This is a genomic window from Thermosinus carboxydivorans Nor1, from assembly GCF_000169155.1.
Lineage (GTDB): Bacteria > Bacillota > Negativicutes > Sporomusales > Thermosinaceae > Thermosinus > Thermosinus carboxydivorans.
This window is the reverse complement of record NZ_AAWL01000026.1, coordinates 20,193-32,890: the sequence shown is the minus strand read 5'-3', so window position 1 is coordinate 32,890 and position 12,698 is coordinate 20,193. Positions and strand designations below refer to the sequence as shown.

At 52.7% G+C, this 12,698-nt stretch carries 18 protein-coding genes, 1 pseudogene and 1 riboswitch; of the genes and pseudogenes, 7 read left to right on the top strand and 12 right to left on the bottom strand.

Annotation, left to right across the window (positions count from 1 at the left end; all coding sequences use genetic code 11):
* Nucleotides 1-31: 31 nt before the first annotated feature.
* The 4 genes from TCARDRAFT_RS12720 to TCARDRAFT_RS15615 form a co-directional block, all read right to left on the bottom strand.
* A complete protein-coding gene (locus tag TCARDRAFT_RS12720; RefSeq protein ID WP_050769642.1) occupies nucleotides 32-352 on the bottom strand; it encodes a single-stranded DNA-binding protein in 321 nt (106 codons plus the stop codon).
* A gap of 152 nt (nucleotides 353-504) precedes the next feature.
* On the bottom strand, nucleotides 505-873 hold the full coding sequence (locus TCARDRAFT_RS12715; RefSeq protein WP_007290383.1) for a hypothetical protein: 369 nt from the start codon (nucleotides 871-873) through the stop codon (nucleotides 505-507).
* The gene (locus TCARDRAFT_RS12710) at nucleotides 870-1,064 is read right to left on the bottom strand and encodes a hypothetical protein (RefSeq protein WP_040683427.1); all 195 of its coding nucleotides are present in this window, start codon (nucleotides 1,062-1,064) and stop codon (nucleotides 870-872) included. Before TCARDRAFT_RS12710 ends, TCARDRAFT_RS12715 begins: the two co-directional genes overlap by 4 nt.
* The gene (locus TCARDRAFT_RS15615; RefSeq protein WP_156784708.1) at nucleotides 1,061-1,237 is read right to left on the bottom strand and encodes a MerR family transcriptional regulator; all 177 of its coding nucleotides are present in this window, start codon (nucleotides 1,235-1,237) and stop codon (nucleotides 1,061-1,063) included. The genes TCARDRAFT_RS12710 and TCARDRAFT_RS15615 overlap by 4 nt, the downstream gene beginning before the upstream one ends.
* A gap of 188 nt (nucleotides 1,238-1,425) precedes the next feature.
* On the opposite strand from TCARDRAFT_RS15615, the gene TCARDRAFT_RS12705 reads away from it, so the two are divergent.
* Together TCARDRAFT_RS12705 and TCARDRAFT_RS12700 are read left to right on the top strand one after the other, a co-directional pair.
* Nucleotides 1,426-1,758, top strand: a complete 333-nt coding sequence (locus tag TCARDRAFT_RS12705; protein WP_007290379.1) for a helix-turn-helix domain-containing protein — start codon at nucleotides 1,426-1,428, stop codon at nucleotides 1,756-1,758.
* Nucleotides 1,759-1,812: 54 nt separating this feature from the next.
* On the top strand, nucleotides 1,813-2,994 hold the full coding sequence (locus tag TCARDRAFT_RS12700; protein ID WP_007290378.1) for a site-specific integrase: 1,182 nt from the start codon (nucleotides 1,813-1,815) through the stop codon (nucleotides 2,992-2,994).
* Nucleotides 2,995-3,259: 265 nt separating this feature from the next.
* Here the strand turns inward: TCARDRAFT_RS12700 and TCARDRAFT_RS16435 are convergent.
* Nucleotides 3,260-3,659, bottom strand: a pseudogene (locus tag TCARDRAFT_RS16435) (IS30 family transposase); the annotation flags it as partial.
* Between the two features lie 106 nt (nucleotides 3,660-3,765).
* Between TCARDRAFT_RS16435 and TCARDRAFT_RS15095 the strand changes: the two are divergent.
* Together TCARDRAFT_RS15095 and TCARDRAFT_RS12690 are read left to right on the top strand one after the other, a co-directional pair.
* The gene (locus TCARDRAFT_RS15095; protein ID WP_007290376.1) at nucleotides 3,766-4,506 is read left to right on the top strand and encodes a zinc ribbon domain-containing protein; all 741 of its coding nucleotides are present in this window, start codon (nucleotides 3,766-3,768) and stop codon (nucleotides 4,504-4,506) included.
* 592 nt (nucleotides 4,507-5,098) lie between these two features.
* Complete coding sequence (locus TCARDRAFT_RS12690) at nucleotides 5,099-6,106, top strand: aldo/keto reductase (protein ID WP_007290375.1); 1,008 nt, start codon at nucleotides 5,099-5,101, stop codon at nucleotides 6,104-6,106.
* A 91-nt stretch (nucleotides 6,107-6,197) separates the two neighbouring features.
* On the opposite strand, the gene TCARDRAFT_RS16305 is transcribed toward TCARDRAFT_RS12690, so the two are convergent.
* Nucleotides 6,198-6,362: a gamma-glutamyltransferase gene (locus tag TCARDRAFT_RS16305; RefSeq protein ID WP_332248975.1), complete on the bottom strand. Its 165-nt coding sequence runs from the start codon at nucleotides 6,360-6,362 to the stop codon at nucleotides 6,198-6,200.
* A gap of 110 nt (nucleotides 6,363-6,472) precedes the next feature.
* Between TCARDRAFT_RS16305 and TCARDRAFT_RS12685 the strand changes: the two genes are divergently transcribed.
* Nucleotides 6,473-7,249 carry a histidinol phosphate phosphatase gene (locus tag TCARDRAFT_RS12685; protein ID WP_007290374.1) on the top strand — a complete coding sequence of 259 codons (777 nt, stop codon included), beginning with the start codon at nucleotides 6,473-6,475 and terminating at the stop codon, nucleotides 7,247-7,249.
* Between the two features lie 72 nt (nucleotides 7,250-7,321).
* Here the strand turns inward: TCARDRAFT_RS12685 and metF are convergent, their stop codons facing one another.
* The 6 genes from metF to TCARDRAFT_RS12655 all read right to left on the bottom strand — a co-directional run bounded on the left by metF (nucleotide 7,322) and on the right by TCARDRAFT_RS12655 (nucleotide 11,548).
* Nucleotides 7,322-8,179 (bottom strand): methylenetetrahydrofolate reductase [NAD(P)H], encoded by an 858-nt coding sequence (gene metF, locus TCARDRAFT_RS12680; protein ID WP_007290373.1) that lies wholly within the window; start codon nucleotides 8,177-8,179, stop codon nucleotides 7,322-7,324.
* Nucleotides 8,173-8,970 carry a UPF0280 family protein gene (locus TCARDRAFT_RS12675; RefSeq protein WP_007290372.1) on the bottom strand — a complete coding sequence of 266 codons (798 nt, stop codon included), beginning with the start codon at nucleotides 8,968-8,970 and terminating at the stop codon, nucleotides 8,173-8,175. The genes metF and TCARDRAFT_RS12675 overlap by 7 nt, the downstream gene beginning before the upstream one ends.
* Nucleotides 8,967-9,410 carry an NIL domain-containing protein gene (locus TCARDRAFT_RS12670; RefSeq protein WP_007290371.1) on the bottom strand — a complete coding sequence of 148 codons (444 nt, stop codon included), beginning with the start codon at nucleotides 9,408-9,410 and terminating at the stop codon, nucleotides 8,967-8,969. The genes TCARDRAFT_RS12675 and TCARDRAFT_RS12670 overlap by 4 nt, the downstream gene beginning before the upstream one ends.
* Before the next feature lie 5 nt (nucleotides 9,411-9,415).
* Nucleotides 9,416-10,585, bottom strand: coding sequence for a homocysteine biosynthesis protein (locus tag TCARDRAFT_RS12665; protein WP_007290370.1), 1,170 nt, complete (start codon nucleotides 10,583-10,585; stop codon nucleotides 9,416-9,418).
* A 90-nt stretch (nucleotides 10,586-10,675) separates the two neighbouring features.
* Nucleotides 10,676-10,782, bottom strand: a riboswitch (SAM riboswitch).
* Nucleotides 10,783-10,902: 120 nt separating this feature from the next.
* Nucleotides 10,903-11,253, bottom strand: coding sequence for a cupin domain-containing protein (locus TCARDRAFT_RS12660; RefSeq protein WP_007290369.1), 351 nt, complete (start codon nucleotides 11,251-11,253; stop codon nucleotides 10,903-10,905).
* A gap of 49 nt (nucleotides 11,254-11,302) precedes the next feature.
* A complete protein-coding gene (locus TCARDRAFT_RS12655) occupies nucleotides 11,303-11,548 on the bottom strand; it encodes a hypothetical protein (RefSeq protein WP_007290382.1) in 246 nt (81 codons plus the stop codon).
* Between the two features lie 469 nt (nucleotides 11,549-12,017).
* Here TCARDRAFT_RS12655 and TCARDRAFT_RS15860 point away from each other — a divergent pair, with 469 nt between their 5' ends.
* Nucleotides 12,018-12,416: a class I SAM-dependent methyltransferase gene (locus TCARDRAFT_RS15860; protein WP_007290368.1), complete on the top strand. Its 399-nt coding sequence runs from the start codon at nucleotides 12,018-12,020 to the stop codon at nucleotides 12,414-12,416.
* 26 nt (nucleotides 12,417-12,442) lie between these two features.
* On the top strand, nucleotides 12,443-12,679 hold the full coding sequence (locus TCARDRAFT_RS15855; protein WP_198003943.1) for a hypothetical protein: 237 nt from the start codon (nucleotides 12,443-12,445) through the stop codon (nucleotides 12,677-12,679).
* The last annotated feature ends 19 nt before the right edge of the window (nucleotides 12,680-12,698 follow it).

Sequence of the window (12,698 nt, the reverse complement as noted above, 5' to 3'; positions counted from 1 at the left end):
TCCCGTTCACCGGGAGGGGAAAAAGAAACGGTCAAAACGGATTGACGTAATTGTTCGTGATGCCGCCAAACTCGACATTGGACGCCACTACTTCGCACGACGTCCTGCGCTGCCCGGTTTGGTCGGTATACCGTTGATACGATATACGTCCTGTTACGGCCACAGTCTGGCCTTTGGATAGGCGATTGCCACACGATTCTGCAAGCCTCTCCCATGTGACGACAGGGATATAATCCTTCCCCTGCCCTTCCCTGTCGATTATAAGCGTAAAGGTGGTAACGGCCTTGCCTGTTGCCGTGTATCTTACTTCCGGGTCATCGGCCAATTGGCCGCAAAAGATTGCAATATTCACAAGTTACTCACACCTCCAAAGCCTTATATTACCTGTTGTCACCAGGGTTATCCACATTATCCACAGCCCCTACTACTGTTATGAGATATATATATCTCGTATAGTATCGTTTATATATATGTGTCCACTTTGCCGTCCAATATGGACGACAGTCAGGACGGCAAACTGGACTGCAACCTATCACGCAGGCTTTGGCTGTGGATATCTTTGTTGACAGTCGCTACCTTTTGCGCCTGCTGCGTCAGGTCGGCCAACACATAGCGCGGCGGCCTGTTTCCGGTACCATGTAGCACAGCTATCAGGCCGGCGGCCGCGAGTTCGGCCCGGGCGCGGCAAAAAGTGCCGTGCCCGATGCCTAGGACGCCCCGCAGCGTATCCTCGCGCACCACTACACCATCTCGCGGCCAGCCGGCCCGGTTGGCCAAGTGGGTCAGGTAGCACCACATGGCCACAGCGTGGACTGATAGCGGCCGCGACGGCAACCTGTCGAAAAATGCGTTAATTTGGGCTATGTAATTCATTTTTCATCAGTGTCCGACAATATCAACTGTTGACTAATTCCCTCAATGAGTGCTTGCGCGGCTCTGGCCATACTACCGGCAGCAGCCTCCTGCGGCGTCTCTGCATATCGCAGCACCTCTATAAGCGCTCGTAGCCGCGCCTCTATTTGGTCGCAACACTCCATTGCATACCGTCTTTCCAGCGCCGTCATTGGCCACACCTCCTTAGTAAATTGGCGTCGATGCCGTCTTTGGCTTCGGCCCGCCGCCGTAGCCACTCATTGGCCGCCTCGATGTGGATTAAAAACTTGTTTCCAACTTTCGTCGCCGGAAAGCCATCAATATAACACATCTCGCGAACCCTATTCTGGCCAATGCCAGTCATTGCGGCGAATCTTTAACGGTCGCCATGATTTTCATGTTTGCCATTTTACGCCCCCCCTTATGTTTCGTAACAAGTTGTTACGTTCTATAACAATAGTACCACGGCGGAAAAAAACGGTCAAGCCTATGTTGTAACAATGCTTTACAATGTTGTAACGCATGGCAATATAATAAAGGCAAGGCGGTGATATGAGTGGGATAGCTGACAAAATCCGACAGGCCCGCCATTTGGCGGGCCTGTCGCAGGAAAAGCTGGCTGATGTGGTCGGCGTCAAGCGAGTGACACTGGCCGCATGGGAGACCGGGCGCAATGAGCCAAATAGTGAGCACATACGTAAAATCGCCCTGGCCTGCGGCGTAACGACTGATTGGCTGCTGGAGATGCCGGAGGACTTTACCGGCATGGCAAACGACGCGCGCGCCATAGCCGAAAAAATTGCGCGCCTCAAGCCAGAGGATAAGCTAATGATCGAAAGGCTATTAACGGCCTTGTCTGCTGATGACAAGGCAGCAGCTAAATAGTGCCGATGGTGCCCAAATGGGTATTGGCATTATTACGGGGTAAGGGGTGATATCGTGGGGAAAAGGCGAGCAAAAGGCGAAGGCAGTATATACCAAAGAAACGATGGCTTATGGGTTGCCGCCATTGTCGTTGGCCGAAACGCTGATACAGGAAAACCGGTCAGAAAAGTAGTCTATGCCCGCACAAAGGCTGAGGCAAAACAAAAGCGCGACGCTCTGGCCGCGCAATATGAGGCTGCCTACTATGTAGACGCTGACAAAATCACTGTTGGCGACTGGCTGGCCAAGTGGCTGGACGTATACGCGCGGCCGGCCGTCGCGCCTAGTACGTATGACTGGTACGAGCGCATTTGCCGCGTACATCTAATACCGGCAATTGGACATTTGCGCCTGTCGCGCCTGCAACAAATGGCTGTGCAGCAGCTTTTAAACAGCTTGGTCGATGCAGGCAAATCTGCACGGACGGTGCAGGCTGTGCACAGCGTCCTTGCTATGGCCCTGCGCGTAGCGCGTAAACATGGCCTGTTGCGGACGCTGCCGACCGACGATGTCGCCGTACCACAAGTCAGAAAACAAGATAAGCGGCCACTCACACCAGACGAATGGGACGCTCTTTTGACTGCGGCGCAAACAGCGCCGGACATATTCGCCGCGCTGGTTGTCGAGTGGGCGACCGGCCTAAGGCGAGGCGAACTGTTGGGCCTGATGTGGGATGATATCGACTTTGACCGCTGCTTAATCAATGTTCGCCGGGCGGTGCAAATCCGGCGCGGCGGCTGCGTACTGGCCGACCCAAAAACAGAGGCAACGAAGCGCGTCTTGCCGGTGCCAAAAGAAGTTATGCAGGTGCTACGGGCTCACCGGGCGCGTCAGATGCAGTGCCGCCTTGCCGCCGGTCCGGCCTGGCAGGACTGCGGCCTGGTGTTTCCAACGTCAGGCGGTACGCTATATGACCCGCGCAATTGGTCGAAACGGTTTGCACGCATTGCCAAAGCAGCCGGTCTTGATATTGGCGTACATCACCTTCGTCATGACCTCACTTCGCGTATTGTCGCAGCCGGTGCGCCAGTTAAAGAGGCCCAATACCGCCTCGGCCATGCAACCGTCAAAATGCTGTTGGATGTATATGCCCACCGTGTCACCGGTGGGCAGGACGCAATCACAGAGACCATCAGGGCGTCTGCACCACAAACGCTCAAGAACTGTAGCATATCTGTAGCATATCAAGATAAATAACCTGTTAAATCTCGTAATGACATATGACTTCAAACCAATAACTACAATGGTTTTTGGCGATACTGGTGACACCAAAAATACCTTGTACATGACTCACATTCAAGAGGTCACTGGTTCGAAACCAGTATGCCCCACCAGGAAAATTAAGGCCTGCGAGGTTATCTCGCAGGCCTTTTGTTATGTTAAATTGGTGACAGTTTAGTGACTCTAAATTGCAATAGCAAATGCAACACCCTGTAAAAATTAACGGTATGTTTAGAGGCTGTCAAGAAATTTGGGCCAGTTCCTCGTCAAAACATTGCTGAAAAGTTTATAGCCGAGTATTTTGCGAGGCAGATGATTGCACCAATTCTGAATACGTTGAATGACAGGGGTAGCCAAAGCTGCTATGCTGGTCTCCTTGGGAAAATTAAGCGGATGAGACCGTTATGGCGTTCATTTGTGCCTCTCTCAAAGGAAGAATAGGGATAAGCAAAGTATACACTGGTATTATGGTTCTTTGAAAATGCGTCCAGATCAGCAAACTCCGAGCCGTTATCGGCAGTAAACGTCTTAAACACTTTCGGGAAAAGGTCGCCAAATTGTTCTTCAACTTGCTTAAGAGCATCTATTACAGAAATGCTGGTTTTGGCGACAAGGGGGATAATAATCTCCGCCCGTGTTTTACAAAATTTCCGCCAGAATGCCCCTGATTTTAATCGGGGGGATGAATGGCGATTTGAAAATTCCCCTGGTTATGCTATAATTTAAGCAAACCGGAGGAGATATTAAATGCAAACTATAACTCTTAAAATAAAACTCCTGTCTCCCAACAAAGGTAAGCTGGAGAAAATGGTCCGGATGCTGGAGATCTACCACCAGGCGTGCTCCTGGTTCCTGGCTCAGGCCGAAGCACTCAATACTGCCAGCCGAGCAGTGCTCAACCGTGAAACTTATAAGCAGGCTTCGGGATTATTCGACCTAAATCGAGGTACGCTCCAGTGCGCCATGCTTAAAGCCTTGTCTGCCAGGCGCTCCTACCTTTCCCGCAAGCAAAGGGGTAAAAAGGCTAGTCTGCCTAAGTTTGAGACAATGGTTCCGGTAATGGTGCGGCAGGACTGCTACTCTCTCCACCAGCTCCCTTCCGGGACGTGGGTTATTAAATTTCCCGTCTCTTCCGGCAGAAGCCAGATAGCCGTACCTATTGCCGCTTCTTTATATCACGCCAGAAAACTCATAGATTTGGCAAGAGGGGTCAGAGGTTCAAAGAAGTTCAACCGGATGCTGTCCGGCTGGAATTTCAAAGAATTGGCATCTTTTATCGAGTACAAAGCTGCTCTTGCCGGAGTGCTGGTTTTCTACGTTGACCCCAAAGAGACTTCCAAGACTTGTCCGAAGTGCGGGAATGTTTCCCGCTGCAACCGCAAAACGCAGGGTTGGTTCAAATGTATCAAATGTGGCTACCAATCCGATGCGGACAGAGTTGGTGCCTTAAACATTGCCGCCAAAGCGCTCAATGCTCTTGGGGCATGACCCTAGGAGAAAGGGGAGTGTGGCACCCCTTAAGGCCAAGGTGATGATCCGGGTCGACCGGGGAATGCTGGCTAACCTGCGATTGGTCAATCGCCATCCCGCGTTGGGATGCCCCTCAATTTATTGAGGGGAGGATGTCACCTTCCAATAATAGTATAATTGGCACATAGTCAGTTATCAACAAAGATTTCAAGGATAAAATCGGTGTTAGTGGGCTGTTCTGCCGCCGGTCTTTTCATGCAAAACAAGAAAATGGGGGAAAACGCGTGGCGGTTGACGGTTCAAAAATTGTTTCGCGATGGCCGTACGCTGTCAAGCTAATGATAGGATGTTTTGGCAATATCGAACGTAAATATGTTTTTAGCGCTTTGGGAAACTGGCTTTGGGGTAGCGGCTTGTGTAATCCACGGGTGACCTGCTGGAAGAAATCAGGAGGGTAGCTGTCCGGTCGTAGCGAATAATATTCCTCACACCCAAAAGATAAGCAGTAGACTTTTGTGTAAACAGCACTGGATGCAGCATTTATTTATACTTATTTATACTGAAGTTTTGCAGAATAAGGTTGAATGAGATAATGCTGGGAGGGATTTTCATGAGAAAAAGGCGTCTGGGCCGAACCGGGCTGGAAGTTACAGAAATTAGTTTTGGGGCGTTGCCTATCCAGCGCTGTACGATGGAAGAGGCCGGGCCGATATTGCATGCTGCCTTGGATGCGGGGATTAATTTCATTGATACGGCGCGTGCTTATACCGATAGCGAGGCCAAAATCGGGCAGCATATTGCCGGCCGCCGGCGCGAGTTTTATCTGGCAAGCAAGAGTATGGCCCGCGATAAGGAAGCTATGGCCAGGGACATTGATCTTAGTCTGAAGACAATGCGGACGGATTATATTGATCTGTACCAGCTACATAATATTAAGACCCGGGCTGATTTTGACGCGGTTATGGCTCCCGGCGGCGCCCTTGAGGCACTTAGGGAAGCCCGCGCAGCCGGGAAAATTGGCCATATTGGTATAACCGGGCACAACGTGGAGCTTTTGGCGGAAGCAATAAAAACCGGTGAGTTCAGCACGGTGCAATTTCCGTTTAACTTTATCGAGACCAAGGCGCTTGCGGAGCTTTTTCCGCTGGCCAGGTCGCTGGATATTGGCTGTATAGTTATGAAACCGCTGGGCGGCGGTCAGGTTAAAAATGTTGAGCTTGCCCTCAGATATGTTCTTGAGCAGGACAACGCCATCGCCATTCCCGGCATGGACAGGATTGAACAAGTCGAACAGAATGTACAAGTGGCGAAGAATTTCAGGCCGCTTACGGATGAGGAACGCGCCGTACTCCAAGCGGAAGCCCAAGTTATCGGGCCCAATTTCTGCCGGCGCTGCGGTTACTGTTTGCCATGTTCGGCAGGGATTGATATTCCGCAAGTGTTTATTTTCCACTTGCAATATGTATCCTACGGACTAAAAGAGGCTATCCCTCTACGTTATGCGGCGTTGAAAGCGAAAGCTTCGGATTGCACCGAGTGCGGCGCATGCGAAAAGCGATGCCCGTATAACCTGGCAATCCGCGAGCGCATGCGCCAGGTGGCTAAAGATTTAGGCTAAGGGCAAAGCTAAAAGCCCCAGTTTACCGGCTAAAGCCGGAAACTGGGGTTTTGTTGCTACCGTATGGCGGCAGACGCGAGAAGTTATAGCCCTAGAACTCGTTGCGCGGGTCGCCGGTACCGTAAGCGACCGGTCCTTGTTTGGCAATCAGCCGCAGCGTCTTTGCCAGGTCTTTTTGGACCAGTATTTCGCCTTCCTGATAGGTAGACCCATCAGGCTTGAGGAAATATTTACGGGAAGAGGCAAACTTGGCCAGACGCAGTGCCTTGATTTGTTTCAGCGGATAAAGGCTAGCCTGTGTTATAATAGGAACGGCGCAAAAAACACACGAAGCCGGATACTCTTAGACCGAACGGAGCGATGACAATGCTGTTTGATACCCATATGCATACCAGGTTTTCTACCGATTCGCGGATGACGATAAACCAGGCTATGGCTCGAGCCGGTGAGTTGGGGTTGGGAATTGCGATTACCGAGCATATGGACTTAAATTACCCTGAGCCGCAGGCCTTTATTTTTGATACCGTGGCGTATTTCGCCGCATATGAAAGATACCGCAGCGAGCAGGTGCTGCTTGGCATCGAGATTGGAATGCAGCCCGGCCTTGTGGCCGATAACCGGCGGATTGTCAAGGATCATCCCTTTGATTATGTCATTGGCTCGATCCATGTCATTGACAATATAGATATTTACTGCGCCGAGTTTTATGACTTGCGGACGAAAGCGGAAGTTTATCGCCAATATTTTGAGGCCATGGCCGAGTGTCTGGAGTCTTATGATTTTATTGACAGTCTGGGGCATATCGACTATATTGCCCGGTATGCCCGGTTTACTGATCCGGAAATCTATTATCACGAGTTTCCTGAGCTTATTGACCGAGTATTGGCTACCGCAGCCCAGCGGCAATTGGCGATGGAGATAAACACCCGGCGGTTAAATCAAAAGGAAACGGTAAATGCGCTTATCCTGATCTACAAACGGTTTTATGAGCTGGGCGGGAGACTGGTAACTATTGGTTCGGACGCTCACACCCCCGGCGATATCGGCAAAGGGATGGACGTGGCGCTGGCCATTGCTGAATATTGTCGCTTACGGCCGGTCTGGTTTAAAGATCGGAAAATACAATATATGAAAAAAGATTAAAAGGCAGCCTGACACGGCTGCCTTTTAGTGTTGCCTGTTAAACTTGATGGTTACTTTGCCTGTTTGTGGGGCCTATCGCAGGCTCGTATTCCGGACCAGGGTGCGGGCCAGATGGGGGCGGTTCATAGTATACAGGTGCACGCCGTCAATGTCGTGGGCCAGAAGGTCTGCAATCTGGCGGCTGGCGTATTCAAGGCCCGCCTGTTCCATTGCTTCTTTGTCGTGGCCATATTTTTCCATCAGCTTACGCAATGCTGGCGGTAGTGTAGCGCCGCAGAGCGAGCAGATGCGCTCCACCTGGGGGCGGCTGAAGACAGGCATAATGCCGGCCATGACCGGAACATCAATGCCCAGCGCCCGCGCATCTTCCAGGAAGCGGTAGAGGATGGCGTTGTCGAAAAAGATCTGGGTGATCAGGAAATCGACACCGGTGTCGACCTTTTCTTTAAGAAACCGTAGATCGTCCTCACGGCTGGGGCTTTCCAGGTGCCCCTCCGGGTAGGCGGCGGCGGCGACGCTGCAGCTGCGGCGCTGCTGGCGGATAAGGCGGATGAGGTCTTTGGCGCGGTAAGGAGTAGGGGGAAAAGGGGCGTTTTTCGGCGGGTCGCCCCGTAAGGCGAGGATATTTTCAATGCCGTGAGCGGCAAACTCGTGCAAAATAGCCTGGATGGTTTCGGCGGTGGCGCCGACGCAGGTAAGGTGTCCCAGGGCGGGAATACCATGGTCATGCTGAATGTGGCGGGCTACCTCCAGTGTGCGGCCCCGCGTAGAACCGGCCGCGCCGTAGGTAACGCTGATGAAATCGGGTTTTAGCGCTTGCAGTTCTTCAATGCAGTCAAAAATGGATTCCAGAGGGGAATCCGGTTTGGGCGGGAAGATTTCAAAGGACACGACGGGACGTTTTTGGGCGAACAGTTGGTGGATCAACATGGACGGCATCCTTTCTTTGCGGTATTTATAGGCACTGAGTCAGCCAGCGGGGCCAGCCGGATGCGGCCGATGGCGCCGAGGTGGTCGCCGATAATAATAAGGCAGCCCAGAATGTCCGGCTGTTCAGCGGCAAAAACGAGCGCGCTTTCGATGTCGGCAGCGGTGCGCACCTGGTTGCCCACGGCGGTGGCAAAGGCGTCGGCGGTGGCGGTATCCCGAGCCAGAATGGTGACGGCATCCGCTTTGCCCAGGCTGAGAGACGGGCCGACGGTGGCCGAAGAAGTGCAGATGCCCAGCGGGGAGAGGTCGGGCGCGATGTCCAGGGCAATTTTCCCCGAAAGCGGCGAATTACCTGCCCAGACGGCGATGCGCCGTGGGACAGTGGAGGCTAGGTAGATGTCGCCGCCATTTTCAACGATAATGTCGGTTAAGGAAAAACGTCTGGCAAGCACCAGGGCGATTTCTTCCGCAAAGGCGCCTGCCACCGCAGCCATGGGCCCCACACCGGCCTTTTCGGCAGCAGCGGCCATGCGCGCGGCCACCGGCGGGCAGCCGAAGCGCGGCAAATAGGGCACGAGCGAATGGTAAAAACGGGGATCGGTGAGGATGTAGTCGTGTAGTTCCTGCCAGAGGGTGGCTGCCGTTACCTGGCATAGCCGGCGCAGCGCCGGAGTGTCTTTTTCCGGCGGTACAGCCACCCATAGGTCGGTTTCGCGAAAGCGTACTACAAAGGGAGACAGTTCGGTGCGGTGCAGCTCTTCACGGTACCAGCGCGGTTCATAGCCGGTCATGCACCTGCCAGCTCCTCTGCGCTGCGACCGGCCGATCCCTGCCGGATGGCCCGCACGGGACAAGCCTGCACGCACAGACCGCAGACAATGCATTTGTCGGGGTGAAAAGACAGCTCCCATGTGGGGCGTTCAAGCACCAGCGCCCGGGAGAAGCAGACCGCCGTGCAGGCGCCGCAGTGGGTGCAGCGCCCGGTGTCAACCTGGATCTGGCGGCGGGTAGAGACGACGTCGATGCCCTCTTGCTGCAGAAAAGCCAGCGCAGCAGTAACTTGCTCCGGTTCCCCTTCTACATCCAGCAGCAGATGGCCTTCCTCGCCGGGGGTTACCTCGGCCCGGAGAATGTTAATCTTGAGGTCGAAGTCCTTAACCAGATGATAGGTAATAGGTTTGTCGTAGTTCTCGGCGGTGAAGTTCAGGATGATGCGTTCCGTGACAGCCATAATTATTATTCATCCTCCTTTCGGATGTCCAGGGGGCGCGGGGTGGCTTCCTGCGGCAAAGGCGCTACCGGGTGGGTCAGTTCGAAGCGGCCGGTGCGGATCCACTCCTTGAGGAGAGCGGCGATCTGCCGGGCTTTGGCCAGGCTGGACAGCGGAGCGGTGCGCACGCGGCGGCCGTTTAAGGAGATGCTGCCCGACTGGAGTTCTGCGTAACTGTAGCGTCCCAGGACGGGGCGGTTGCGGGAGGGGACGCTATAGTCAAAGAGGCAGGTTTCGATGTCGGCGTTCGTGACAGACACGCAGCGTGCGATGTCTTCATCAAGGATGGGGATCGGGATACCCACGCCCACAAACAGGCTGATGCCATAGCGTTCGTAGACGGCAGCCCGGAGAAATTCCGGGTTCATCGCCTTAAGATCGCCCACAAGGGCAAGGGTGGCGGCGCCACCGACAGGGATGCCATGTTCGTTGCGGGGGCGTGAGGGGTTGTGCTGGGTGCCGTTCCAGGCGACGTAGCCTACGGTACCGCCCAGAAAGATGCGCGTACCCACGCCGATAGTACGCAGGTGGGGGTCGTTGAGGAGTGGACTGAGCTCGCCGGAGGTGGAGTAGGTAACGTTACCGCAGCGGGGCAGCAGCATGCCCATGTAGGTATAGAGGATGCGATTGGAGGTGTTGGTGGCGGCGGCGTAGTTCTGGTAGGCATTGCGGGGATTGAAAAGGAAGCACTCATTAATGTCGTCCTTGGTGATCCAGGTATCGATGCTCTTGCGGGGATAGCAGTCGGTACCCGGAGCGGTGGCTCTAAGGTGAACGCGCTTGCCGGCGACAAGATCCTCGATGACATGGGCGCCACCGTATTGCTCATTTGTTTCGGATATTTCCGTGGCGCCGATGTAGGCGTCCACGGCGGCGATGCCCGCGTAGGCGGGCACGTCGTTGAGCCACACCCGTTTCATTTTGATGGGCGGGTCGCTGTGGCCGAAGTTGAGAAAGGCCCCGGAAGAGCACATGGGACCGAAGGTGCCAGTGGTGACTACGTCTACCTTACGGGCGACGGCGCTTATTCCTTCTTCTTTGGCCAGTTGGCTGACCTCCTCGGCGGTGAGTACTACCGCCTGCCCCTTGCGGATGCGTTCGTTGATTTCTTCATAGCTTCTTTTTGGTGCTGCCATAACAAAGCCTCCCTTTTATTGAAAAAGGTAAAATAAAAGCGTCTCTTTCTGAGAGGAAAGAGACGCCATATTATGGCAGCCATACCTTTCCTCTCATCTTCCAGAATCCGAAGATTCTGCTGGATTTGGCACCAGACGCATTGCTGCCGGTTGCCGCGGCTTCACAGGGCCAGTCCCTCCACCGCTCTTGATAAGAGTACACGGTATACAACTTTTGACAGTTGAGATAAATATACGCCAAAAATGTATTTCTGTCAAGGGATTTATTGCTAAACAACCAGGCTTTACGCCCATAATGCGTAAAGGCTGTTACAATTTCATTTGGAGTAGAGGATTAAAGCGATATATTCCAGGTCTTCCGTACCGGTATTTTCAATGGAGTGGGACTCGCCGTCGGCGGTAAAGACCACGTCTCCGGCATGGACCTTAACCAGCGTGCCGTTATCGTTGACAATGCCTTCGCCTTTAAGGATGTAGTAGGTCTCAGCGTCGCCATTGTGCTGATGGTAACCGATAGAGCAGCCCGGCTTGAGAATGCTATGGGAGAATAACCGGCCTTTCCCTTGCAATTGTTCCATGTCCAATAGTTTGGTCCCAATTACTTCACCCTTGCCGCCGAACCGGTTAGTAGCAACCTCGGTAACTAATTCGCTCGCCCGTTTGATCATGCTCTCAACTCCCCTATATCATAGTGATGGAATGTTTCTCTGTGCAGACTCATAAGTCCTTTTTCTCAGTCTGGATTTTCTGTTTTACCTGGGTACAAGGTATTGGTTTGCTAGACGGTATACCATAGTAGCCATGATTTGCCCAAGCGCTGCCGGTACGATTGCGCCCATCTGTCTCACGGGCGATTATATGCCGGGTTTGCAGTGTTATCATACCAAGCGAAATATTTTGGGTACATCGGCGTCCCGATTCTACTAACGCTTCTTTTTTAACGGGGTCAATTCCAAAATCCATAGTCCTTAACTCCTAGTGTTTCATATAGATGGTTCAGTGTCAGTCATCGCTATGTAAATGTTGATTTCTGCTGGCTTTCTAAAATAGTTTCGATTAGGCTTCACGTAAAGGCAAAAAAGTTGTTTATTTCGTGGCGAGGCGGCTCCACCATCAACATAATAATCCCCACGGGGCTGCGTTGAGCAGCCATGATCGCAGTGAACTATGTCCGGGCTGCGCTCTGCAGCATTTCGCTTTGTATTAATTCGAGAATTGCAGGAAGTTCTCCGCCTCACGCCGTACATGATCGGCTAAGAGCGGCGGTATTAGCGAGAGAACGGTGCGCTGCTTGATAAATTGCTACCACCTATACAAATATTTTTACAGTTAACTTATTTTATATTGTGCTATAGCAGGTGCCTGCTACTGCGGTTGCGAATTAACAAATAAAAATTGAGTGAGCGGATAACAGGCGCTGGGAGGGGTGGCCATGGTTAAATCAGACAAAATGGTCCGTGATAACCAACATCTACACTGGGAAAAAGTTTTCGCCGAGGATGGTGAACTTTTCGGCAACGAACCGAGTTTTGCCGCCAAGCAAGCGGCGGAACTGTTAAAAAAAGAGCGGAAAACGAAAATTTTGGAGTTAGGAGCGGGGCAGGGGCGGGACACGATTTTTTTCGCCCAATGCGGTTTTCATGTCACGGCCCTGGAATATACCGGTATTGGCGTGCAAACCATCCGGGAAAAAGCCAGAATGTTGGGCTTAACGCCTAATATTGCGGCGGTTTGCCATGATGTAAGGCAGCCGTTGCCGTTTGGCGCCGAAACCTTTGATGCCTGCTATTCGCATATGCTGTACTGCATGGCTTTTACTACTGGGAATTAACATTGCTGTCTGATGAGGTTCGCCGGGTGTTAAGGCCTGGCGGCATTAATCTCTATACGGTGCGCAACACGGCTGATGTTCACTTTGGCCAGGGCATCCATCATGGTGAAAATATGTATGAAATTGACGGCTTTATCGTCCACTTTTTTGATGAAGCCAAAATAAAGCATTTGGCGCAAGGATTTGAGATAAAAGAGGTTACGACGTTCGAGGAAGGCGATTTACCGCGGACATTGTTCCTGGTATACCTTAAGAAGCAGTAGGCGCAAGAGCCGGCGGGCC

Coding starts and splice junctions, on each gene's coding strand:
- TCARDRAFT_RS12715 (WP_007290383.1), bottom strand. CDS start 873: ATGAATTACATAGCCCAAATTAACGCATTTTTCGACAGGTTGCCGTCG.
- TCARDRAFT_RS12710 (WP_040683427.1), bottom strand. CDS start 1,064: ATGACGGCGCTGGAAAGACGGTATGCAATGGAGTGTTGCGACCAAATA.
- TCARDRAFT_RS15615 (WP_156784708.1), bottom strand. CDS start 1,237: ATGACTGGCATTGGCCAGAATAGGGTTCGCGAGATGTGTTATATTGAT.
- TCARDRAFT_RS12705 (WP_007290379.1), top strand. CDS start 1,426: ATGAGTGGGATAGCTGACAAAATCCGACAGGCCCGCCATTTGGCGGGC.
- TCARDRAFT_RS15095 (WP_007290376.1), top strand. CDS start 3,766: ATGCAAACTATAACTCTTAAAATAAAACTCCTGTCTCCCAACAAAGGT.
- TCARDRAFT_RS12690 (WP_007290375.1), top strand. CDS start 5,099: ATGAGAAAAAGGCGTCTGGGCCGAACCGGGCTGGAAGTTACAGAAATT.
- TCARDRAFT_RS12685 (WP_007290374.1), top strand. CDS start 6,473: ATGCTGTTTGATACCCATATGCATACCAGGTTTTCTACCGATTCGCGG.
- metF (WP_007290373.1), bottom strand. CDS start 8,179: ATGTTGATCCACCAACTGTTCGCCCAAAAACGTCCCGTCGTGTCCTTT.
- TCARDRAFT_RS12675 (WP_007290372.1), bottom strand. CDS start 8,970: ATGACCGGCTATGAACCGCGCTGGTACCGTGAAGAGCTGCACCGCACC.
- TCARDRAFT_RS12670 (WP_007290371.1), bottom strand. CDS start 9,410: ATGGCTGTCACGGAACGCATCATCCTGAACTTCACCGCCGAGAACTAC.
- TCARDRAFT_RS12665 (WP_007290370.1), bottom strand. CDS start 10,585: ATGGCAGCACCAAAAAGAAGCTATGAAGAAATCAACGAACGCATCCGC.
- TCARDRAFT_RS12660 (WP_007290369.1), bottom strand. CDS start 11,253: ATGATCAAACGGGCGAGCGAATTAGTTACCGAGGTTGCTACTAACCGG.
- TCARDRAFT_RS12655 (WP_007290382.1), bottom strand. CDS start 11,548: ATGGATTTTGGAATTGACCCCGTTAAAAAAGAAGCGTTAGTAGAATCG.
- TCARDRAFT_RS15860 (WP_007290368.1), top strand. CDS start 12,018: ATGGTTAAATCAGACAAAATGGTCCGTGATAACCAACATCTACACTGG.